The sequence below is a fragment of the Pseudomonas sp. 14P_5.3_Bac1 genome (genome assembly GCF_025466135.1).
Classification (GTDB): domain Bacteria; phylum Pseudomonadota; class Gammaproteobacteria; order Pseudomonadales; family Pseudomonadaceae; genus Aquipseudomonas.
Genome location: NZ_JANLOF010000088.1, coordinates 14,408 through 37,245, shown reverse-complemented (window position 1 = coordinate 37,245; position 22,838 = coordinate 14,408). Strand labels below are relative to the sequence as shown.

At 62.4% G+C, this 22,838-nt stretch carries 19 protein-coding genes and 2 pseudogenes; 7 read left to right on the top strand and 14 right to left on the bottom strand.

Translation table 11 applies throughout. The features are described from left to right. Window positions 1-84 precede the first annotated feature (84 nt). A pseudogene (locus NTD89_RS27450) lies at window positions 85-345 on the bottom strand (LysR family transcriptional regulator); the annotation flags it as partial. Between NTD89_RS27450 and NTD89_RS27445 the strand changes: the two are divergent. Continuing rightward, window positions 334-549: pseudogene (locus NTD89_RS27445) on the top strand (NAD(P)H-dependent oxidoreductase); the annotation flags it as partial. The pseudogenes NTD89_RS27450 and NTD89_RS27445 overlap by 12 nt on opposite strands. A 78-nt stretch (window positions 550-627) precedes the next feature. After that, window positions 628-1,518, top strand: coding sequence for an esterase/lipase family protein (locus NTD89_RS27440; protein WP_262210655.1), 891 nt, complete (start codon window positions 628-630; stop codon window positions 1,516-1,518). A gap of 114 nt (window positions 1,519-1,632) precedes the next feature. On the opposite strand, the gene NTD89_RS27435 is transcribed toward NTD89_RS27440, so the two are convergent. Next, complete coding sequence (locus tag NTD89_RS27435) at window positions 1,633-2,520, bottom strand: DMT family transporter (RefSeq protein WP_262210654.1); 888 nt, start codon at window positions 2,518-2,520, stop codon at window positions 1,633-1,635. Window positions 2,521-2,617: 97 nt separating this feature from the next. Here NTD89_RS27435 and NTD89_RS27430 point away from each other — a divergent pair, with 97 nt between their 5' ends. The 3 genes from NTD89_RS27430 to NTD89_RS27420 all read left to right on the top strand — a co-directional run bounded on the left by NTD89_RS27430 (window position 2,618) and on the right by NTD89_RS27420 (window position 5,005). Continuing rightward, complete coding sequence (locus NTD89_RS27430) at window positions 2,618-3,406, top strand: AraC family transcriptional regulator (RefSeq protein ID WP_262210653.1); 789 nt, start codon at window positions 2,618-2,620, stop codon at window positions 3,404-3,406. A gap of 71 nt (window positions 3,407-3,477) precedes the next feature. After that, entirely contained in the window at window positions 3,478-3,786 is a 309-nt protein-coding gene (locus NTD89_RS27425; RefSeq protein WP_145160232.1) for a PsiF family protein, read from the top strand. 205 nt (window positions 3,787-3,991) lie between these two features. Then, on the top strand, window positions 3,992-5,005 hold the full coding sequence (locus NTD89_RS27420; RefSeq protein ID WP_145160234.1) for an AI-2E family transporter: 1,014 nt from the start codon (window positions 3,992-3,994) through the stop codon (window positions 5,003-5,005). Between the two features lie 135 nt (window positions 5,006-5,140). On the opposite strand, the gene NTD89_RS27415 is transcribed toward NTD89_RS27420, so the two are convergent. After that, the gene (locus NTD89_RS27415; protein WP_242199019.1) at window positions 5,141-6,409 is read right to left on the bottom strand and encodes an Hsp70 family protein; all 1,269 of its coding nucleotides are present in this window, start codon (window positions 6,407-6,409) and stop codon (window positions 5,141-5,143) included. 238 nt (window positions 6,410-6,647) lie between these two features. Between NTD89_RS27415 and NTD89_RS27410 the strand changes: the two genes are divergently transcribed. Then, the gene (locus NTD89_RS27410) at window positions 6,648-7,592 is read left to right on the top strand and encodes a DnaJ C-terminal domain-containing protein (protein WP_145160238.1); all 945 of its coding nucleotides are present in this window, start codon (window positions 6,648-6,650) and stop codon (window positions 7,590-7,592) included. 259 nt (window positions 7,593-7,851) lie between these two features. Here the strand turns inward: NTD89_RS27410 and ureC are convergent, their stop codons facing one another. The 11 genes from ureC to urtA form a co-directional block, all read right to left on the bottom strand. Then, window positions 7,852-9,552 (bottom strand): urease subunit alpha, encoded by a 1,701-nt coding sequence (gene ureC, locus NTD89_RS27405; protein WP_262210651.1) that lies wholly within the window; start codon window positions 9,550-9,552, stop codon window positions 7,852-7,854. A 117-nt stretch (window positions 9,553-9,669) separates the two neighbouring features. Then, window positions 9,670-9,975 carry an urease subunit beta gene (locus NTD89_RS27400; RefSeq protein ID WP_145160242.1) on the bottom strand — a complete coding sequence of 102 codons (306 nt, stop codon included), beginning with the start codon at window positions 9,973-9,975 and terminating at the stop codon, window positions 9,670-9,672. Beyond that, a complete protein-coding gene (locus NTD89_RS27395; RefSeq protein WP_145160245.1) occupies window positions 9,972-10,505 on the bottom strand; it encodes a GNAT family N-acetyltransferase in 534 nt (177 codons plus the stop codon). Before NTD89_RS27395 ends, NTD89_RS27400 begins: the two co-directional genes overlap by 4 nt. 5 nt (window positions 10,506-10,510) lie before the next feature. After that, complete coding sequence (locus tag NTD89_RS27390; protein WP_145160247.1) at window positions 10,511-11,023, bottom strand: GNAT family N-acetyltransferase; 513 nt, start codon at window positions 11,021-11,023, stop codon at window positions 10,511-10,513. Window positions 11,024-11,031: 8 nt separating this feature from the next. Further along, on the bottom strand, window positions 11,032-11,334 hold the full coding sequence (gene ureA, locus NTD89_RS27385) for an urease subunit gamma (RefSeq protein WP_003171437.1): 303 nt from the start codon (window positions 11,332-11,334) through the stop codon (window positions 11,032-11,034). Between the two features lie 91 nt (window positions 11,335-11,425). After that, window positions 11,426-12,265, bottom strand: a complete 840-nt coding sequence (locus tag NTD89_RS27380; protein ID WP_262210649.1) for an urease accessory protein UreD — start codon at window positions 12,263-12,265, stop codon at window positions 11,426-11,428. A 31-nt stretch (window positions 12,266-12,296) separates the two neighbouring features. Beyond that, entirely contained in the window at window positions 12,297-12,995 is a 699-nt protein-coding gene (gene urtE / locus NTD89_RS27375; RefSeq protein WP_262210647.1) for an urea ABC transporter ATP-binding subunit UrtE, read from the bottom strand. 163 nt (window positions 12,996-13,158) lie between these two features. After that, window positions 13,159-14,019, bottom strand: coding sequence for an urea ABC transporter ATP-binding protein UrtD (gene urtD / locus NTD89_RS27370; RefSeq protein ID WP_145160253.1), 861 nt, complete (start codon window positions 14,017-14,019; stop codon window positions 13,159-13,161). After that, complete coding sequence (urtC, locus tag NTD89_RS27365) at window positions 14,016-15,095, bottom strand: urea ABC transporter permease subunit UrtC (protein WP_262210646.1); 1,080 nt, start codon at window positions 15,093-15,095, stop codon at window positions 14,016-14,018. The genes urtD and urtC overlap by 4 nt, the downstream gene beginning before the upstream one ends. Further along, window positions 15,095-16,597: an urea ABC transporter permease subunit UrtB gene (gene urtB / locus NTD89_RS27360; RefSeq protein ID WP_262210645.1), complete on the bottom strand. Its 1,503-nt coding sequence runs from the start codon at window positions 16,595-16,597 to the stop codon at window positions 15,095-15,097. The genes urtC and urtB overlap by 1 nt, the downstream gene beginning before the upstream one ends. A gap of 141 nt (window positions 16,598-16,738) precedes the next feature. After that, the gene (urtA, locus tag NTD89_RS27355; RefSeq protein ID WP_262210644.1) at window positions 16,739-18,004 is read right to left on the bottom strand and encodes an urea ABC transporter substrate-binding protein; all 1,266 of its coding nucleotides are present in this window, start codon (window positions 18,002-18,004) and stop codon (window positions 16,739-16,741) included. A gap of 259 nt (window positions 18,005-18,263) precedes the next feature. On the opposite strand from urtA, the gene NTD89_RS27350 reads away from it, so the two are divergent. Beyond that, entirely contained in the window at window positions 18,264-22,838 is a 4,575-nt protein-coding gene (locus tag NTD89_RS27350; protein ID WP_262210643.1) for a DUF4329 domain-containing protein, read from the top strand.

Below are 22,838 nucleotides of genomic sequence, written 5' to 3'. Positions count from 1 at the left end.
GCTAATCCGGTTTTACGCCACGCTCTGCCGGCGTGATCGCTCCAAGTTGTGAGTGCTGCGCGACGCAAAAAGTTTTATCGGATTTTAAAGTGCCTGGCCGGACAGCTTCGCCTGCGCCTGCACCCACTGGAAAAACGCGCGCACCGGCGGATGTCGCTCACGGCCCGGCACGCAGAGCGCACTGTAACCGGCCCCTTGCACGCTGATCAGCGTCGGCACGTCGGCGCTGGCCCGCGCGACCACGTCAGGCGCGCCATACACCGCAAAGCACTCATCGAGCAGACACTGGCCGTAAAGGTTCGGGTAGTCGCCGAGGCTGTAGCGAATCACCAGATCGATACCCGCCGCGGCGGCAATGGGTTTGGCCCCGGTGGCGAAAACGAGTCGATGAACCATGCCGGCCCGCACCTGCGCACGGCCTTGGGTTACATCGGCATCGATGACATTCGGGTGATCGCTGCCGAAGGTGAAGAGTCGGACAAAAGCGTGTTCCTGCGTGCCTGTGAGGAAGCCGAGCGCCAGCTGCGCGACCTGGCGGGGCATTTCTAAAGCGCCAGCGGTCATGGGGCGGTCATCTCGTGTGGTCTAGGATGACCGTATCGCCTCTCCGATCAGGATATCCGCTGCATGGACGAATCCCTCGCCACGCGTTACCCGCTTGTGTTGGTGCCCGGCATGCTGGGCTTTGTGCGCCTGGGGCTGTTCCCTTACTGGTATGGCATTGTTCCGGCGCTGCGGGCGGGCGGCGCGCAGGTGTTCCCGGTGCAGGTGGCGCCGCTGAACGCCAGTGAGGTGCGCGGTGAGCAGTTGTTGGCCCAGATCGAGCGCATTCGCCGGGAAACAGGTGCCGAGAAGGTCAACCTGATCGGGCACAGCCAGGGCTCGCTGACGGCGCGTTATGCGGCGGCCAGGCGCCCGGAATGGGTGGCGTCGGTGACATCGGTGGCCGGGCCTAACCATGGCTCGGAATTGGCAGACCACTTTCAGGTTCATTACCGCGCAGACCATTGGAAGGGCCGGCTCGTGAGCGCGGTGCTGCATGTGGCTGCCTGGGTGATGGGCGTGCTTGAGACCGGCTATCGCGGGCCGCGCTTCAAGGTGGATGTGCAGGCCTCGCACCAGTCCCTGACCTGCGAAGGCGTGGCGCTGTTCAACCGTCAGTTCCCCCAGGGTTTGCCGTCAACATGGGGCGGGCAGGGCGCCGAGGTGGTCAACGGCGTGCGTTATTACTCGTGGTCCGGCACCTTGCAGCCGGGCAAGACCGATCGCGGGCGTAACCTGCTGGACGGCACGAACCGCAGTTGTCGGTTGTTTGCGCGCAGTTTTGTGCGCGAAAAAGGCCAGTGCGACGGCATGGTCGGGCGCTACAGCTCACACCTGAGTCTGGTGATTGGCGATGACTACCCGCTGGACCACTTTGACATCGTCAACCAGTCGATGGGGCTGGTGGGCAAGGGGGCGGAGCCGATTCGGCTGTTTGTGGAGCATGCGCAGCGGTTGAAGGCGGCGGGGGTTTAGCAGGCCGACCGCGTTATCGTTCATCGCAGGCAAGCCAGCTCCCACATTCGATCACATTCCAAATGTGGAACTCGGTCAACGGTGGGAGCCGGGCTTGCCCGCGATAGCGGTCTATCAGGCGACGCTGACCTCTTGGCGCACCGGCGTAGTCCAGCGCTCCGACAAAATCACCCCGCCCAATGTCAGCAATCCACCCACCACGTGGTACATCGCCAACTCTTCCTTGAGCACCACCGCCGCAATCAGCGCGGTAATCAACGGCAACAGGTTGAAAAACAGCGTGGTGCGGCTTGGCCCCAAGGTCTTCACCGAATGCATCCACGCCAACGGCGCGAGCATCGAGGCGAGCAGGCAGGCATACAGCACCAGTGGAATATTCGCCCAGCCCAGGCCAGCCTTGTTCGAGAACAGGAACAATGGAAACAGCACCACCACCGCCACCAGCACCTGCAAATACAGCAATACCAGGGGCGGCAGGCGCAACTGCCATTTTTTCAGCAGCGTGCTGTAAACCGCATAGGCCAGGGTGGCGATCAGCATCATGGCGTCGCCCAGGTTGAGCCCGTGTTGCAGCAACGCGCCCAGACTGCCGGCCGACACCACCACCACCACGCCGGCAAACGACAGGACCGCACCGGTCAGCGCGCCAAAGGTCAGGCGCTGGCCGAGGCTGATAATGGCGGCGGTCAATGCCATCAACGGCATCAGCGAGAGGATGATGCCCATGTTGGTCGCCGAGGTCAGTGCTGCGGCGTAGTAGGCCAGGCTTTGATACACCGCCATGCCCAACACGCCGAGGATGAAGATTTTGCCCAGGTTCGGGCGGATCAGCGCCCAGTTGGCGATCACCGGCTTGAGCATGAACGGGGTAAACAGCAGCGCCGCCAGCAACCAGCGGTAAAAGCCGATTTCTGCCGGAAAGAGGGTGCCGACGGCCAGTTTGTTGACCACGGTATTACCGGCCCAGATAAAGATGGCCAGCAGGGGATACGCGTATTGCATTGAAGGAAACCAGGTGTGTTGATGAGGCGGGATTATCCCCTGTCTGGATCGAAGCCTATACTGCGATCCAGACAACCGACCTTTGTATCCAGACAATATGCCCAGACACACCGTACGCCTGGCCGATTTCCCCAGCCTGCCAAGCCCCGTCTACTTCCGTTACTCCGATTTCGCCCCCGATACCGAGTGCACGCCGCACCGGCATGGCTGGGGTTCGCTGGACTATTCGGCGAGTGGTGTCATGCGCATGGAGGTGGCGGGCAACCGTTTTATGTCGCCGCCGCAATACGCAGTATGGATCCCGCCAAATACCGAGCACAGTTCCTACAACGCCCAGGCAATTGTCTATCGCTCGGTGGGCCTGGCCCCGCAGCTGTGCGAGCAATTGCCGCAGGCGCCGTGCACCCTGGCGATCAGCGAGATTCTCAAGGCGATTCTCAGCGACTTTGCCCGGCGCGACGTCAATATTGCGCAGACCGAAGCGGACGTGCGCCTGGCGCAGGTGCTGGTGGACCAGCTCAAGCAAGCGCCGATTCACGATTGTTTCCTGCCCTATGCGTGCCACCCCGGCCTGCTCGGTGTGCTTGAGGGCATGCAGGCCGAGCCCGGGGACAATCGCCCGTTGGCGCACTGGGCCGAGCACGTGCATGTGAGCGAACGCACCCTGGCGCGGCAATTTGTGCGGGAGTTGGGCATGAGCTTTGGCGAATGGCGCCAGCGCCTGCGCTACCTCGCCGCCATCGAAGCCCTCGACAGCCAGCGCAGCGTGCAACACGTGGGGTTTGACCTCGGTTACAGCACCGCCTCGGCGTTCATCGCGATGTTCCAGCGCCACGCCGGCTGTACGCCGGAGCAGTATCGTCGAACTAATATCCGTGGCCGATGAAGATGTAACGGGCTTTGACTACACTGCTGCGTAGGCCGTGCCCCCCGGCACGGCAACAGGGAGAAAACTCCATGAAGATGCTGCGTATTCCGCTGTTGATGATGGGCCTGCTGTTGTGTTCCCAAGGGTTTGCCGCCACCGCCGCACAGACCGCCCAGCAACAAAAAATGACCACCTGCAACGCCGAAGCCAAAGGCAAGACCGGCGACGAGCGCAAAACATTCATGAGCACTTGCCTCAAGGCCGCTCCCGCAGCCAACGACGCCAAGACCCTGACGCCGCAGCAGCAGAAGATGAAAGACTGCAATGCCACGGCGAAAACCAAGGCGTTGACCGGCGATGCACGCAAGACCTTTATGAGCACTTGCCTCAAAGGCTGATCACGATTTCGCCAACGCTGGAGCTCAATGTGGGAGCTGGCTTGCCTGCGATAGCATCACCTCGGTAAGTTTGCTGCACCGAGGCGCCTGCATCGCGGGCAAGCCCGGCTCCCACAGTTGATCGCATTCACACCCTGGCCTCTCGCTTGATTCCTTCAAGGCTGGCAGACTGCCCATCCTTTAACGCCGTTCGTTTTGAGGCTGTATGCCAACGTTTTCTCAGCGTCACGTGTTGTTGCTGGTCAGTTGCATCATCATTTTCGGTGGATTATTGCTGGTCCTGCCGCTCAAGCTGCTGCCCAGCCTGCTGGCCGGCCTGTTGGTTTATGAACTGGTCAACATGCTCACCCCACAGTTGCAGCGGCTGATCGAAGGTCGGCGCGCGCGCTGGCTCGCTGTGGCGTTGCTCGGCACCTTGATCGTCAGCGTGCTGGCCCTGATCTTCGCCGGCGCCATCAGTTTCCTGCTCCACGAAGCGGAAAATCCCGGGGCCTCCCTCGACAAATTCATGGGCGTGGTCGATCGCGCGCGCGGCCAGCTGCCGCCGTTCCTCGACGCCTACCTGCCCGCCAGCGCCGCCGAGTTTCGCGTGGCCATCGGCGACTGGCTGAGCAAGCACCTGAGCGAACTGCAACTGGTCGGCAAAGACGCTGCCCACATGTTCGTCACCCTGCTCATCGGCATGGTGCTGGGCGCGATCATCGCCCTGCAGCGCGTGCCCGACCTGACTAAACGCAAACCCCTGGCCGCCGCCCTGTTCGACCGCCTGCACCTGCTGGTCCAGGCGTTTCGCAATATCGTCTTCGCCCAGATCAAGATCGCCGCGCTCAACACCGTGTTCACTGCGATCTTCCTCGGGATCGTGCTGCCGCTGTGCGGGATTCACCTGCCGCTGACCAAGACCCTGATCGTGCTGACCTTCCTGGTCGGCCTGCTGCCGGTGATCGGCAACCTGATCTCCAATACGCTGATCACCATCGTCGCGCTGTCGCTGTCGATTTGGGTCGCGGTGGCGGCGCTGGGGTACTTGATCGTGATCCACAAGGTCGAGTACTTCCTCAACGCGCGCATCGTTGGCGGGCAGATCAGTGCCAAGTCGTGGGAATTGTTGCTGGCGATGCTGGTGTTCGAAGCCGCATTCGGCCTGCCGGGTGTGGTGGCGGGGCCGATCTACTATGCGTATTTGAAGAGTGAGCTGAAGCTGGCGGGCATGGTCTAGCGCTTGAGGGTGCCTGGGCTGGCCCCTTCGCGAGCCCGCCCGCTGCCACATTCAAAGGTGTCCCAAAGGTAAAACACGCATGAATGTGGGAGCCGGGCTTGCCCGCGATGGGCGCGACGCGGGGCGGGCAGAAACTCAGCTGCCGTAACGCTTGCTGGCCTCAATCGCCAAACCGCTGCCGATACTGCCGAAGATGTTGCCTTCCACGTGCCGCGCATTCGGCAACATCGCCGAAATGCTGTGGCGCAGTGCCGGAATGCCGCTGGAACCGCCGGTAAAGAACACCGTGTCCACCTGCGCGACACTGACCGACGCATCGGTCAGCAGCTGCGTGACACTGTTGCGCACGCGCTCGAGCAAGCCATCGATGGCCGACTCGAACAGCGCGCGGCTCAACTCCACGCTCAGCCCTGGCTCAACGCGGTCGAGCAGCACGTGGCGGCTGTCCTCGTGGGTCAGCTGGATCTTGGTTTCTTCCACTTCCATGGCCAGCCAGTGCCCGGCGCGCTGTTCGATCAGCTTGAACAGGCGGTCGATGCCGCCGGTGTCTTCGATGTCGTAGCGCATGCTGCCCAGGGCCAGTTGGGATTTTTGCGAGTACACCGAGTTGATGGTGTGCCAGGTGGCCAGGTTCATGTGGTGGCTGGTGGGCATGTAGGCGCCGCTTTTCATGCGGCTGCCATAGCCGAACAGCGGCATCATGCCTTGCAGGCTGAGCTGTTTGTCGAAGTCGGTACCGCCGATGTGCACGCCGCCGGTGGCAAGGATGTCGTCGTGACGGTTGTCATTGTGACGGCGATCCGGTGACAGGCGCACCAGCGAGAAGTCGGACGTACCACCGCCGATGTCGACGATCAGTACCAACTCTTCCTTCTCAATGGTCGACTCATAGTCGAACGCTGCTGCAATCGGTTCGTACTGGAAGGAGATATCCTTGAAACCGATTTTGCGGGCCACATCGACCAGGGTGTTTTCCGCTTCCTGGTCGGCCATCGGGTCGTCATCGACGAAGAACACCGGCCGGCCCAGGACCACTTCTTCGAATTCACGGCCGGCGTTGGTTTCGGCGCGGCTTTTGAGCTGGCCGATAAACAGCGCCAGCAGGTCGGTAAACGGCATCGCCGTGCCGAGTACGCTGGTGTCGTGCTTGATCAGCTTGGAACCCAGCAGGCTCTTGAGCGAGCGCATAAGCCGGCCTTCGTAGTTTTCCAGGTACTCGTGCAGGGCCAGGCGACCGTACACCGGGCGACGCTCCTCGAAGTTGAAGAACACCACCGACGGCAACGTGATCTTGTCGTCCTCCAGCGCAATAAGCGTTTCCATGCCGGGGCGGATCCAGCCGACGGTGGAGTTGGACGTGCCGAAGTCGATACCGCAGGCACGGGCTGGGGATGGGTTTTTCATGTCTATCGGGTTCCGGTTGAAAAACGGCCGCGCAGTGTATGCCAGTCGGGCACGGATGCGTAGGCCGACCATCCGTTAAATCGTGCTTGAAAGTGCGGGATTTGCCCCCACATCTGTTGCATACGGCTAGCGCCGATAACACTTTGACGCACCCCCAGGCCACATCACTCAACAGGTGCAATGCAGCGCACGTTGTGCCCCGGGCTGTGCGATCTCGATTAAGGATGGTGAACCGCCGATGGATTTCAAAGACTACTACAAGATTCTGGGTGTCGAGCCGAGCGCCGATGACAAGGAAATCAAGGCCGCCTATCGCAAGCTCGCACGCAAATATCACCCGGACGTGAGCAAGGAAAAAGACGCCGAAGAGAAATTCAAGGACGCGTCCGAAGCCTATGAAGCGCTTAAAAGCGCCGATAAGCGCGCGGAATACGACGAACTGCGCAAATACGGCCAACATGGCCAGCCGTTCCAGGGGCCACCGGGCTGGCAGAGCCGTGGCGGCTTTGGCGGCGGCCAGGACGCGGGCGACTTTTCGGACTTCTTCAGTTCGATCTTCGGCTCGCGCGGCGACGCGTTTGGCGGCGGTCAGCGCCGTCCAACCGGGCGCAAGGGCCAGGACGTGGAAATGCAGCTGTCGGTGTTCCTTGAAGAGACGCTGTCCACCGAGTCCAAGCAGATCAGCTTCCAGGTGCCGCAATACGACGCCTCGGGTCGTCACGTCAGCAACACCACCAAGAGCCTGAACGTGAAGATCCCCGCCGGCGTGGCCGATGGCGAGCGCATCCGCCTCAAGGGCCAGGGTGCGCCGGGCATTGGCGGCGGTGCCAATGGCGATCTGTACCTGATCATCAAGTTTGCGCCGCACCCACGCTTTGAAGTGGACGGCGAAAACTTGATCATCAATCTGCCCCTGGCGCCGTGGGAGTTGGCGTTGGGCACGGAAGTGGCCGTGCCGACCCTCACCGGCAAGATCAACCTCAAGGTGCCGGCCGGCAGCCAAAACGGCCAACGCATGCGCGCCAAAGGCCATGGCCTGCTGAACAAGGCCGGGCAGCGCGGTTACCTGTTCGTGCAGCTCAAGGCCGTGATGCCGAAAACCAGCGACGATGAGGTCAAGGCGTTGTGGCAGGAGCTGGCGAAAAAGGCCGCGTTCGATCCGCGAGAAAACTGGAACAGCTGACGCCGGGCCGCTCGCGTTCAGGCGCCGAGCACTGCATGGCAGCACTGCGTAGATAGGCTCGGCCAATGGCGGGTGGTGAATAAGCTCCAGCGCTTTATCACCGCCCAAGGGAACCCGCCATGGGCCTTCACATCACCCTGCTCCCCCGGCGCTCGCGCTGCCGGGGGGGAAGGGGCAGCATTACGCGTTTCTGTCCTCTGTCATTCCGCCGTCTCTGGCAAACGTCCACGCAGAACCCCATGAACTGGTCGCCCAGGCGTCAGAACAGGAAGTAACGCTGCGCCATTGGCAGCACGTCGGCGGGCTCGCACCACAGCAGTACGCCGTCGGCCTTGACCTGATAGGTCTGTGGGTCCACTTCGATATCCGGCAGGTAGTCGTTGTGGATCAGGTCGGTTTTCTGCACGTCGCGACACCCCTTGACCACCGCAATCTGCTTTTTCAGGCCCAGGGCTTCGGGCAATCCGGCTGCCTGCGCGGCCTGGCTGATAAAGGTCAGGCTGGTGGCATGCAACGAACTGCCGAAGCTGGCGAACATGGGGCGGTAGTGCACCGGCTGCGGCGTGGGAATTGACGCATTGGCGTCGCCCATCAGGCTTGAGGCAATCGCGCCGCCTTTGAGAATCAGGGTCGGCTTGATACCAAAAAATGCGGGGCGCCACAGCACCAGGTCGGCCCACTTGCCGACTTCGATAGAGCCGACAATATGGCTGATGCCGTGGGTGATCGCCGGGTTGATGGTGTACTTGGCGATGTAGCGCTTGGCGCGGAAGTTGTCGTTGCCTTCGCCGTCACCCGGCAACGGGCCGCGCTGTTTTTTCATTTTGTCGGCGGTCTGCCAGGTGCGCGTGATGACTTCACCGACGCGGCCCATGGCCTGGCTGTCCGAGCTGATCATCGAGAACGCGCCGAGGTCGTGCAGGATGTCTTCGGCGGCGATGGTCTCGCGGCGGATGCGGCTTTCGGCGAAGGCCACGTCTTCGGCAATGCTGGGGTCCAGGTGATGGCAGACCATCAGCATGTCCAGGTGCTCGTCGATGGTATTGCGGGTGAACGGCCGGGTCGGGTTGGTGGAACTGGGCAGCACGTTCGAGAAGCCGCAGGCCTTGATGATGTCTGGCGCGTGGCCGCCTCCGGCGCCTTCGGTGTGGTAGGTGTGAATGGTGCGGCCCTTGAGCGCGGCGAGCGTGGTTTCGACGAAGCCGGATTCATTGAGCGTGTCGCTGTGGATGGCGACCTGCACGTCATACTCGTCGGCCACGCTCAGGCAGTTATCAATGCTCGCAGGCGTGGTGCCCCAGTCTTCGTGCAGCTTCAAACCGATAGCGCCGGCCTTGACCTGTTCGATCAAGGGCTGCGGCAAACTGGCGTTGCCCTTGCCGGTGAAGCCAATGTTCATCGGGAACGAGTCGCTGGCCTGAAGCATGCGCGCCAGGTGCCACGGCCCTGACGTACAAGTGGTGGCGTTGGTGCCAGTGGCCGGGCCGGTGCCGCCGCCAATCATGGTGGTGACGCCGCTGGTCAGTGCTTCTTCGATCTGCTGCGGGCAGATGAAATGCACGTGGGAGTCGATGCCGCCGGCGGTGAGGATCATGCCTTCACCGGCGATCACTTCGGTGCTGGCGCCGATGGCCATGGTCACGCCCGGCTGGATGTCCGGGTTGCCGGCTTTGCCGATCGCGTGGATGCGGCCATTCTTCAGGCCAACATCGGCCTTGACGATGCCCCAGTGGTCGATGATCAGCGCGTTGGTGATCAGCGTGTCCACGACCTCATGGGCGAGCAACTGGCTCTGGCCCTGGCCGTCGCGGATGACTTTTCCGCCGCCGAACTTCACTTCCTCACCATAAACAGTGAAGTCTTTTTCGACTTCGACGAACAGCTCGGTGTCCGCCAGGCGGACCTTGTCACCGACGGTGGGGCCGTACATGTCGGCGTAGGCTTGGCGGCTGATTTTCATGTGTGTGCCCTGAAATATTTGTGTTGAATGTGAAATTGCTATCGGGGGCAAGCCCCCTCCCACCGTTGATGTGTGAACGCATTCAAATGTGGGAGGGGGCTTGCCCCCGATGAGGCCCTAAAGGTCGCCCATGATCCGTCCGGCAAACCCAAACACCCGCCGCCCGCCGCTCAAATCCACCAACTCGATGTCGCGACTCTGCCCCGGCTCAAACCGCACCGCCGTCCCGGCCGGAATATTCAGGCGCATGCCACGGCTCGCCGCGCGGTCAAACGTCAGCGCGTCATTGGTCTCGAAAAAATGGTAGTGCGAGCCGACCTGGATCGGCCGGTCGCCGCTGTTGGCCACGCTGAGGGTGACGGTGCGCCGGCCGACATTCAGTTCGATATCGCCAGGCTGGATCTGATATTCACCAGGAATCATGCAGGTTGCCCCAGGGTCTTGAAGTAGATGGCGGTCGGGCTGTAGCGCCCGTCCGGGCTTTGGCAGTAGTCGGGCAATTCACCGATTTTGGTGTAGCGCAGCGACTGGTAAAAAGCTTCGGCACCGGAGCCGGCTTCGGTGTCCAGGTACAGCAGGCCGCGCTTGTGCTGGCGCGCGGCGAGTTCCAGAGTGTTCATCAATTGCTGGCCCAGGCCATGGCGGCGGGCGCTGCTGTGTACCAACAGTTTTTGCACTTCGGCGCGGTTGAGGCCATTGGCTTTCTGGCACAGCGCCAATTGCACGCTGGCGATTACCTGTTCATCGCGCACCACCACCCACAGCAGCAGGCTGGCGTCTTCGATACTGGCCTGTACGCCCTTCAGATAGTCGCGGGCCTGGGCTTCATCGAAGTCCGCCATGAAGCCGACCGACGCACCATGCTTCACCGCGTCCAGCAACAGCTCGATCAAGCCCAGGCGGTAATGGGCAAAACTTTCAGCATTCACTCGACGCAGTTGAGCCGTGTTCATCGATCTCACTCCTTGGGCGGTTCGGCGCCCGGATTCAATGTCAGTTGCATAAAGGTCAGGTCCAGCCAGCGGCCGAACTTGATGCCCACTTGCGGCATTTGCCCGGTGATGATGAAACCCTGGCGCTCGTGAAGGCGAACAGACGCCTGGTTGCCGCTTTCGATGGCCGCGACCATCACGTGTTTGCCGGCGCTGCGGGCACGCTCGATCAGCGCTTGCATCAGGCGCTGGCCGAGGCCTTTGCCGCGCTGGTCATTGCGCACATACACCGAGTGCTCGACGCTGTAGCGAAAGCCTTCGAAGGGTCGCCAGTCGCCGAACGAGGCGTAGCCGGTGACTTCATCGTTTTCCACCGCCACCAGAATCGGGTACGCCTGGGCCTGACGCGCCGTGAACCAGGCCTGACGGTTGGCCAGGTCGACGGGTTGTTCGTTCCAGATCGCGGTGGTGTTGAGCACCGCGTCGTTGTAGATGGCTCGAATGGCCGGCAGGTCTTGCTCGGTTGCATCACGAATCATGATCGGCCTCACGCGATAGGCTGGTGGACGGTGACCAGCTTGGTGCCGTCGGGAAAGGTGGCTTCCACCTGGATATCCGGGATCATTTCCGGGATGCCTTCCATCACTTGCTCACGGCTGAGCAGGGTGGTGCCGTAGTGCATCAAATCGGCGACGGTGCGGCCATCGCGGGCACCTTCCATCAAGGCGGCGGAAATGTAGGCGATGGTCTCCGGGTAGTTAAGCTTCACGCCACGTGCCAGGCGGCGTTCGGCGACCAGGCCTGCGGTGAAGATCAGCAGTTTGTCTTTTTCCCGTGGGGTCAAATCCATGGTTCAAGGTCCTTCATAAACAACATTCTTAAAAACACTGAAGATCAATGTGGGAAAGGGCTTGTGTGGGAGCTGGTTCCACTTCAGATCTTCATGTGCTCCAGATTCTCGGTGAAACAGCTTCTCGCCCCAGTACCGCCGGGCGCAACAGACGCCATAAATCAATCAACCAGCCCCGTACCAACAGCGCTTCACTGGCCAGGCAGCGGGCCACCAGCAGCCCGGGCAGTTGGGTCAGGTCGCCGCGCACCGCATGGGGCAGGGCGCGGCAGCTTTCCAGTAACTCAGGCTCGATATCGCCAGTGAGCAACAGCGTGGCGAACACCGGTTGCCCGTCCAGCCCGATGGGCGAGTCGAGCAACCCGTCGGCGCCTACAATGCGCTGGCGCTCATGCCAGAGCAACTGACCGTCGCGGCGGATATCCAGGTGCGATTGAAAGTGCCCGAGGTCAAAACGCTCGCCACTGGCGGGGCGGCCGAGGGCGACTACATCCCAGTAGAACAGCCGGGCATCGCCTTGCAGGTCAATGCGGGTGGTGAGTTCGGCCTGGGCGGCGCTGAACACGATGGTTTCCTGGGGCAGCCATTCCAGCGTGGCGCCCGCTTCCACGGTCAATTCAAGCTGTTGAAAGGCCGGGCCGCTGGCGCGGTACCACTTGGCTGCGCCGGGGCTGGTCAATTGCGCCCAGGCACCGGCGCCAACATGGGCGCGGATGTCCAGGCGATCACCGCCGGCAATCCCGCCGGGCGGGTGCACGATGATGTGCTGGCACACCTGGGGGCCTTCGGCGTACAGGTGCTTTTGCACGCGCAGCGGGCCGAGGTGGCGGCGCATCACTGGGCGCGTGGTGTCGCCGAAACGCGCATAGCCGAGGTCCAGCTCGGCATGCCAGCTGGGGGTGAACAGGGCGGGGGAAACGGGCAGGTTCATGGTTGAGTGCTTATCGTCAGGACGCTACAGATTAGATGGTAACCAGCCCGCGTACACCTTCACTTTCCATATTTTCACCGCGGCCTTGCTGGACGATTTCGCCGCGTGACATCACCAGGTACTGATCCGCCAGCTCGGCGGCGAAGTCATAGAACTGCTCCACCAGCAGGATCGCCATGTCGCCGCGGGCGGCGAGCTTCTTGATCACCATGCCGATTTCCTTGATCACCGACGGCTGGATGCCTTCGGTGGGTTCATCCAGAATCAACAAGCGTGGGCGGCTGGCCAGGGCGCGGCCGATTGCCAGCTGTTGCTGCTGGCCACCGGACAAATCGCCGCCGCGCCGATGTTTCATTTGCAGCAAGACCGGGAACAATTCGTAGATAAATGCCGGCACTTCCTTGGCCTCGGAGCCGGGGAACCGCGACAGCCCCATCAGGAGGTTTTCTTCCACGGTGAGCCGCCCGAAAATCTCGCGGCCCTGAGGCACATAGGCGATACCTGCGTGCACGCGTTGATGTGGCTTGAACTCGGTGATGGCCTTGCCTTCCCAGTTCACCGCGCCCTCTTTGGCCGGCAGCAAGCCCATCAGGCACTTGAGCAGCGTGGTCTTGCCCACACCGTTACGGCCAAGCAGGCAGGTGACTTCGCCGATCTTCACGTCAAAGGACAGCCCGCGCAGGATGTGGCTACCGCCGTAGTACTGATGCAGCGTGTCGACTTGCAGCATGTTCAAATTCTCCTCAATTCCCTTGTAGGAACCGGATCAACTGTGGGAGCTGGCTTGCCTGCGATGCAGGCAACTCGGTATGTCTGATGGACCCTGGTGATGCCATCGCAGGCAAGCCAGCTCCCACATTGATTCGGTTCCCACAGTAAGCGCTCTGTCTGGCTCAGCGACCGAGGTAAACCTCGATCACCCGCTCGTTTTCCTGCACCTGTGCCAGCGAGCCTTCAGCCAGCACGCTGCCCTGGTGCAGCACAGTGACGTGGTCGGCAATCGAGCCGACAAAGCCCATGTCGTGCTCCACCACCATCAGCGAATGTTTGCCCGCCAGGCGCTTGAACAGTTCGGCGGTGAATTCGGTTTCGGCATCGGTCATGCCCGCCACGGGTTCATCCAGCAGCAACAGCTGCGGGTCTTGCATGAGCAGCATGCCGATCTCCAGGAACTGCTTTTGCCCGTGTGACAGCAAGCCCGCCGGGCGCTGCGCCGAGGCGCTGAGGCGGAGGGTGTCGAGCACTTCATCGATGCGGTCTTTTTGCTCGCCGCTCAAGCGGGCGCGCAGGCTGGCCCACACGGATTTGTCGGTTTTCTGCGCCAGCTCCAGGTTTTCGAACACGCTGAGGGCTTCGAACACCGTGGGTTTCTGGAACTTGCGGCCGATGCCGGCCTGGGCGATCTGCACTTCGCTCATGCCTGTCAGGTCGAGGGTTTCGCCGAACCAGGCCTTGCCGTGGCTGGGGCGGGTCTTGCCGGTGATCACGTCCATCAGTGTGGTCTTGCCCGCGCCGTTGGGGCCGATGATGCAGCGCAACTCGCCGACGCCGATGTAGAGGTTCAAGTCGTTGAGCGCCTTGAAACCGTCGAAGCTGACGCTGATGTCTTCCAGGGTCAGGATGGTGCCGTGACGGGTGTTCAGGCCCTTGCCGGCGGCCTGGCCGAGGCCGATTGCATCGCGGCTGCTGCCCGCGTCTTTGTTTGGCTCAAGAATGGGTTCGAGCATAAATTCCGCCGTCGCTGTGACTCTCATTGTTCACCCCGTTTCTTCAACAGGCCGATCACGCCCTTGGGCAAATACAAGGTGACGAGGATGAACAGCGCCCCCAGAAAGAACAGCCAGTATTCCGGAAAGGCCACCGTGAACCAGCTCTTCATGCCGTTGACCACACCGGCGCCGAGCAATGGCCCGATCAGCGTGCCGCGCCCACCCAAGGCCACCCACACGGCGGCTTCGATGGAGTTGGTCGGGGACATTTCGCTGGGGTTGATGATCCCCACTTGCGGCACATACAACGCGCCCGCCAGGCCACACAGCACCGCGCTCAACACCCACACAAACAGCTTGAAGCCACGTGGGTCATAGCCGCAGAACATCAGGCGATTTTCGGCATCGCGCAGGGCGGTCAGCACGCGGCCGAACTTGCTCTGCGCCAGGCGCCAGCCGGTGTACAGGCTCGCGACCAGCAACACGACCGTGGCCAAAAATAGCACCGCCCGTGTGCCGGGCTCGGTAATCCCGAAGCCCAGAATGTTGCGGAAATTGGTGAAGCCGTTATTGCCACCAAACCCGGTCTCGTTGCGGAAAAACAGCAGCATCCCGGCGAAGGTCAGGGCCTGGGTCATGATCGAGAAATACACGCCCTTGATCCGCGAGCGGAAGGCGAAAAAGCCGAACACCAGCGCCAGCAACCCCGGCGCCAGCACCACCAGGCACATGGCCCAGAGGAAATGCTCGGTGCCGACCCAATACCAGGGCAGTTCGGTCCACGACAAAAAGGTCATGAACGCCGGCAGCTCATCGCCGGACGCCTGGCGCATCAGGTACATGCCCATCGCATAACCGCCGAGGGCAAAGAACAAACCGTGGCCGAGGGACAGCATCCCCGCATAGCCCCACACCAGGTCCAGGGCCAGGGCGACGATGGCGTAGCAGAGGATTTTGCCCACCAGCGTGAGGGTGTAGGCCGACACGTGCAGCGGGTTTTCCGGCGCCATCAGCGAACACAAAGGCAACGCCAGCAGCAGGATCAGGATCACCGCGCCGACGGCTATCGTCAGCGTGGGGCCGGCCTTTTGCGTGACCGTAAGCATCAATGGCTGGTTCATCAGTCGATCACCCGTCCTTTCAGTGCGAAGAGTCCTTGCGGGCGTTTCTGGATAAACAGAATGATCAGCGCGAGGATCAGGATCTTGCCGAGCACGGCGCCGATCTGCGGTTCGAGAATCTTGTTGGCGATGCCCAGCCCGAAGGCGGCCATCACGCTACCGGCCAACTGGCCGACACCGCCGAGCACCACCACCAGGAACGAGTCGATGATGTAGCTCTGGCCCAGGTCCGGGCCGACGTTGCCGATCTGGCTCAGGGCCACGCCACCCAGGCCGGCGATGCCGGAGCCCAGGCCAAAGGCGAGCATGTCCACACGCCCGGTGGGCACGCCGCAGCAGGCGGCCATGTTGCGGTTCTGGGTAACGGCACGCACGTTGAGGCCCAGGCGCGTCTTGTTCAGCAGCAGCCAGGTCAGCACCACCACGCACAGCGCGAAGGCGATGATCACGATGCGGTTGTACGGCAGCACCAGGTTGGGCAGCACTTGAATGCCACCGGACAGCCACTGCGGGTTGGAGACTTCGACGTTCTGCGCACCGAACACCAGGCGCACCAACTGGATCAGCATCAGGCTGATGCCCCAGGTGGCGAGCAGGGTTTCCAGCGGGCGGCCGTAGAGGTGACGAATCACTGTGCGTTCCAGGGCCATGCCGATGGCGGCGGTGACAAAAAACGCCACCGGCAGCGCGATCAGCGGGTAGAACTCGATGGCCGCAGGCACGTAGCGCTGCATCATCAGTTGCACTACGTAAGTCGAATAGGCGCCGAGCATCAGCATTTCGCCGTGGGCCATGTTGATCACGCCGAGCAGGCCGAAGGTGATCGCCAGGCCCAGGGCCGCGAGCAGCAGGATCGAGCCCAGGGACATGCCGCTGAAGGCCTGGCCGAGGATCTCGCCGACCATCAATTTGCGTTTGACCTGCGCCAGGCTGGTCTCGGCGGCGGTGTGTACGCCGGCGTCGGTTTCGACCCCAGGCGCGAGCAAGGCTTCGAGGCGCGTGCGCGCCAACGGGTCGCCGGTGCTGCCGAGCAAACGCACGGCGGCAAGGCGCACGACGGGGTCGCTGTCCACCAATTGCAGGTTGGCCAGGGCCAGGCTGAGGGCGGTGTGCACGTCCTCATTGGTTTCGGCGGCCACTTGCTGGTCGAGGAATTTGAGCTGCGCAGGCTGCGCGGTTTTTTGCAGGGTTTGCGCGGCGCCCAGGCGTACCTTGGGGTCGGCGGCGAGCAACTGCTGACTGGCCTGCACGTTGTCGAGCAGGCCGCGCAGGCGGTTGTTCAGGCGCACGGTTTTGGTTTCGCCGTTGAGCGTGAGTTGACCGTGTTGCAGGGCGTCCACCAGCTCGATGCGCGCCGGGTCAGGCTGGGCGGCCCAGTCCTGCAGCAGCTTGGCTTGTTGCATCGGGTTGGCGTTGAGGAAGTCTTCGGCGTCGCTGGCGTGTGCGGCAAAAGGCAGCAACAGCAGGGTAGCCAGGATGAAGCGGTAGAGGGCAGTGGGCATATTCGTGGGCCTTGCTCGAACTAATGTGGGAGCTGGCTTGCCTGCGATAGCGGTGCATCAGATACACCGAGTCGTCTGCATCGCAGGCAAGCCAGCTCCCACAGGGTGTGTGTCGGCACTCAAGTGCCGACACCCCTCGGATCAGTTGCTCTTCACCGCATAATCCGGCTTCTTGTCATTGCCAGGAATGTACGGGCTCCATGGCTGTGCGCGGATCGGTTCCTGGGTCTGCCACACCACCGAGAACTGCCCGTCAGACTGAATCTCGCCGATCATCACCGGCTTGTGCAGGTGGTGGTTGGTTTTATCCATGGTCAGGGTGAAGCCCGACGGCGCGGCGAAGGTCTGGCCGGCCATGGCTTCGCGCACCTTGTCGACGTCGGTGGACTTGGCTTTCTCAACCGCCTGCGCCCACATATGGATACCGACGTAAGTGGCCTCCATCGGGTCGTTGGTCACCGCTTTATCCGCGCCCGGCAGGTTGTGGGCCTTGGCGTAGGCCTTCCAGTCCGCGACGAATTTCTTGTTCACCGGGTTCTCCACCGACTGGAAGTAGTTCCAGGCGGCGAGGTTGCCCACCAGTGGCTTGGTGTCGATGCCGCGCAGTTCTTCTTCACCCACGGAGAAGGCCACCACCGGTACGTCGGTGGCTTTCAAACCCTGGTTGGCCAGCTCTTTGTAGAACGGCACGTTGGAATCGCCATTCACGGTTGAGACCACCGCGGTCTTGCCGCCGGCGGAGAACTTCTTGATGTTGGCCACGATGGTCTGGTAATCGGCGTGGCCGAACGGGGTGTAGACCTCTTCGATATCTTTGTCGGCGACGCCTTTGGAATGCAGGAACGAGCGCAGGATTTTGTTGGTGGTGCGCGGGTACACGTAGTCGGTGCCGAGCAGGAAGAAGCGCTTGGCGCCGCCGCCTTCTTCGCTCATCAGGTATTCCACCGCCGGGATCGCCTGTTGGTTGGGCGCCGCACCGGTATAGAACACGTTCGGCGACATCTCTTCGCCTTCGTACTGCACGGGGTAGAACAGTAAACCGTTGAGTTCTTCGAACACCGGCAGCACGGATTTGCGCGACACCGAGGTCCAGCAGCCGAACACCACGGCGACTTTGTCCTGGGTCAGCAGCTGACGGCCTTTTTCAGCGAACAGCGGCCAGTTCGATGCAGGATCGACCACCACCGGCTCGAGCATCTTGCCGTTCACACCGCCCTTGGCGTTGATCTCGTCAATGGTCATCAACGCCATGTCTTTTAGCGAGGTCTCGGAGATTGCCATGGTCCCGGACAGCGAGTGCAGGATGCCGACCTTGATGGTCTCGGCGGCCTGCACGGTCCAGGTCAGCCCCATGGCGGCAATGGAGGCGGACAGGGTGAAAGCCTTGATCAAGCTGCGACGCTTCATGGTGCGATCTCCAGGAACTCAAGTTGTTATGAGGGCATTGCACAGGCTTTTGCAAAGGCTGTGCCGAGGTGCATGCGGGCGCTTGTTTGTGCGGCAGACGGACGCTGCCGGGCCGGTCGTGCGCACCAGATCGGCGCGCTGGCGGGGTGTGGGTGCACGGGGTGCGCTGAAGTGGTGCTGTGGTCGACAACTATCTAGCGCCGCCTGGAATCTCGTTGGTGCAACAGTGAGCGCTCCTCACTTTCCAAGGACTGAATGTATGCCACGTACCCCCCGAGTCGCTGCGCCGCAGCCGACCCTGCCGGTCTTGAGCCCGCCGTTTATCAGCGCGGACGATGCCGCGCGTTGGGCCTACGAACAGACCGATTACGCATCGGCCGACAAGGAATTCGGTGGCGCGATCCTCAAGCAGGGCCACCACTGGTTTGCCACAACGCCCATGGCCGACCAGCACGTCACCTTCGATCATCGGATCGTGCTGGCCACCGACGCCGACGATAATTTCATCGCCCCCGAGGGCTATACCTGCGAGGCGCTCTATCACTCCCACCCGCCGGACATGGCGCAGGTGAAGCTGCACAACCCCGGCATGAGCGATGAGCAGGCCTCGGTGTTCGTCAGTTTTTTCTCGCCTGCCGATCTGCGTTTTATCATCGAACACCGGCGTTCAGTGGCGGCGCACTATCTGTGCGGCCCCGAAGGCTCATTGCTCAAATACGTGAGCAGTGGCTCGGCGGCCGAAGTGCTATTGAGAAAGCGCATTGTCGGTGAGGAGCCATTCGCGCCCTCTGCGGACTTCGAGTCGTTGATCTGGCAGGCCGCGCAAGCCGGCGATTTGCGCGTGGTGGTGGCCAATGCTCACTGGGGAGGCGTGCGCGGACGGGTCAAGCACGGCTGGCGGATCAACACGGCCGTCACCCAGGTGACAGAGGAACAGCCGTTCTGCACGCCGGTCTTCGAGCGCGCAGAGCTGGCGCTGATGGCCGCGCGCGCGTTGTTCCCTGAAGGCTCAGCCCAGGGCTTTGTGCTGAAGCACACGCGCGGCGAAGCGTACGTGGCCACTTACCCCGAGGAACTTGGCACGCCGTTGTTCTCTCCTGCTGCACGGTTCCCGTTGCGCGCCGATGGCCAGTTACGCCTGCCCTCCAACTTTCGACTGGAGGCTATCTACTACCGCGCCACGCCTTTGGCCGCTGACATTCCCGCACGTGAACCCTGGCTGTATTCCACTTTCTTTACCCCGGCCGAAGTAGCTGCCGCCATCACCCAGTCACGCGCGACCCTGGCGCTGCAGGACAAGACGCGTGGGCTGCATCTGTATCAGCAGGCGTCGGATGGCGCGCTGCTCAAGCTGCAAGTGCCCGGTTCTGCGACCGACCTGGCGGGCGCCGATGGTGACGACAACGGCGCCCAGGCCGCGCTGCTGGCCGGCACGCTGAGCCCGCGTGGCTATGTGCGCCGGGTGATTGCCTCAACGACGGTGTCGGTAGTGGCGGCGGGGTTGCTCTGGCGAACCCTCGGCCCGGTGGACAACCAGTCGGCGGTGCTGGACGGTTCATATCGGGCCGTGTTGAGCCGCGCCTTTATTTCGGCTCACGATGCAGCGGTGTATGCGCACGAGCAGATAGGGCGGCGACGCGAGCGTGCCTATGGCGGCTACGTGCTCAAAGACGATAAGGGACGTTTCTTTATCACCGAGCCTGAGGCAAGTGATGCCAACCCGTTTGCCCAGCTGCTGTTTTTTCCTGCGGATGGGCAAGGCCCGTTGATTGCGCCTGAGCCCTATCAGGTTTTTGGGCGTTACGGCTCGCACCCCGCGCTGTCGATGGTCGACCCCGGTTGGGTGGCGCAGCGGCGCTGGAGCCGTGAAGACGCGCTGATCAACCTGCAGGTTTTTTCCGCCGATGAGATCCACGATGTGATCAGTCACGGGCAGCCGGCCTATCTGTCGGCCGCCGAGGATTGTTTACTGGCGTACACGCCCAGTTCTTCCAGCGCCGAGCAACGGCTGCTGACCCACACTGCGCCGCAACCGGGTGGCAGTTCCGCTCAGCAACGACTGGACAGCGGGCAGGTCAAGCCTGCGCAATGGGTCATCGTGCTGGCCGAAGCCGGTGATTTGCGGGTGATCCTGGGCAACGCGTTGTGGGGCCCGCGCTCACCGGTCTATGACGACTGGACGGCGTATTTTGACTATGCGCCAAGAGTCGGCGCGCCTGACTACGCGACCTACGGCGCGCTGTTTGACAGCGCTGATGCGGCCGCTCGCAACCTTCACGCACGGGTTCATGGGCGCAACCTCGCCGAGCAGGCCTACTTCGGTTTTATTCTCAAGCACAAGGACACCGAGCAGTACCTGGCGAGCGAGGTTGCAGGCGTCGGCGACCAGAGTGCCCTGTTCAAGCTCAACCGTGTGTTTACCCCGATCGCGGGCGGCGATTTCCAGTTTCCGGACGGGTTCGTTCTGTGCGCATTGTTTCGTTCGCAGCAGTGGCAACCGGCGGGCGTGCCGGCCTCGACAGCCTGGCTGACCCGCTACTTCGTGATGCCCAAGGTGCTGTACGTCGCCCTCTATGACACCAAGCGTGCAGGCGAGAAATACAACAATGGCACCACCCTGCCGGTGTACTTCTCGACCCAGGAGGGCGCCTTGCTGCGGTACGTGTCGCTGCCGTTCAACGTGGGAAGTGGCGGCCCGGTGGACAGGCTCCTTGAGGATGACGAACGCTTGTTGGCCTCGGGCCAGAAAACGGCGCAAGCCTTTGTCCGGGACTGGGCCGACCGAGGTGAACTCAAGGTGATTCACACCAGCCAGTGCTGGGACACTCCGGGAGTGGTATCGCGTACCTGGGCCGGCTACGAGCACCTGGCTCGACGCCGATTGAGCCCGGCCTTCGCCGACGCGGATGATGCGGCGCGTTATGCCGCCGACATTATCGGCGAGGGACGCCGCCGCACCTATGGCGGGGTGCTGCTGCGGCAGGCGGATGGCATGTACGTGGCGACCGACCCATTGGCCGTGCCGCCCCAGGGTTTTGCGCTGAACTGGGTGTACCCCGATGTCGCCGTCACTGGCGGGCTTTACCCCCATGGCAGCACCATCGTTGCGCGCTACCGCTCGGTGCTTGGCGAGGAGACGCAAATGCTGGTGGCTGCCGACCAAAAGGCTATCTACCAGAGCATGCTGCCCACCCCAGTGCTGTCGAACCTGTTGCACCGTGATCCTCGAATACAGCGCGAATACCTGTTCGGGCCCCAAGGCACGATCCTGCGTTACCAGTTGACCGGCTCGGTGGACGAAGCGGCGCTCAAAGCGCGTCTGGTGCCACTGAACCCACTGAACGGCAACCAAGTAGACACCGAGGTCGAACGCCAACTGCGGGCCGGTACCCTGCTGCCGGGTGACTTCGTCGGCCAGGTCGCCAAGGCCGGCGACCTGCGCGTCGTCAAGGGCAATGCGTTGTGGGGGTTTGCCCGGCGCTTGAGCGTGCCTTTCGTGGCGAATCTGGCGACACTGCCGGCCCTGGAGATCAAGCAGGTATTCGCCGATGCGCCGTGCAGCCCGATCTTTGCCCGCGCCGACGACGCCGTACGTTATGCACAACGATTGGCATCGCCGCGGCCAGAGGTACAGTTCGGTTACGTGCTCAAGTCCGTCAATAAAAATGCCTACATGACTACTCTGCCGCTGGTACGCGGGAATTACACGCGGCTCGAACAGGTTTTTGCCGACGGCTTGCTGCCCCAGGGCTATGGCTTGGATGGCCTGTATTTGTGCGCCTCTACCGCTGCGATTGCGCCGTCCAGCGATGCCATGGCCACCAGTTTCTTCACTCCCCAGGCGTTGGCCGGTGGCGTCGGCTTCCTCGGCAGTCTGTCCAGAAGCCGAGGCTTGCCGCTTTACCTGCTGTGTGCCGACGGTGCGCTGCTCAGCTATGTGGTCGATAAAAATGGCCGGCAGTTGGCGTACGCAATGCTCAGCCAAGCGGGCGCCATCGACCGGCGTCTGCTTGAGGGCGGCTCGACCGTCGCAAGTTTTGTCAAAGAACTGGCTGCCAAGGGCGCGCTGGAGGTGCGGGTGCGCAGCACCGTGTGGGGCAAGGAGCAGACCGTAACGGCGCAGTGGGAGCCCAATGCCGAACCCTGGCCGTTCGAACACAACCCGCACTTGCTGTCGTTTTGCGGGCCGCTGTTCAGCCATGCCGATGACGCGGCGCGCTGGGCTCGCAAACAGGTGGGCCCATTCAAGGGTGTCGAATACCTGGGCGCGGTGCTGACCTGTCCCGGGATTACCGGGTTTGTGCCACTTGAACCCGTAGAGGACCGCCACGCCTGGCTGCAGGACACGATTGTGAAACTGTTCCGGTTCGAGCGCGCCGGGCTTGAGGTCACGGTCGCGCACCCTCTGTTCGGCTACGCCGTTAACGCCGTGCAGGCCTTCTACAAAGGCATGGCTGCTGTGCCGGACCTGCAAGCTCAGGAAGTGAAGCTGCTGAACAATTTTGTCTCCGGCAACGAGCTGAGGTCGTACCTGGATATCGTCAAGATCAACCGCCCGGTCGCCGAGAGTGTGTACCTGACGTGCCGGGGCGGCGCGCTGCTCAAGTATGTGCCCGGTTTCACGGCGGCCGAGACGCAATTGCTGAGTGCCGGTGCGTCGGTCTTGCCCAGCGCGCTGGTCAGCGGTTTGTGGGCGGCCGGCCAGCTGGCGGTGCTGGAAACCGACGCCTTCTGGACCCGCGCAGGGGTGTTGGGCAAGGCGTGGCAAGCCAACCTGCAGGCTGAACCTGATCCGCTGGACGTCGAGTACGGCCGGGACAAGGACGAACTCTGA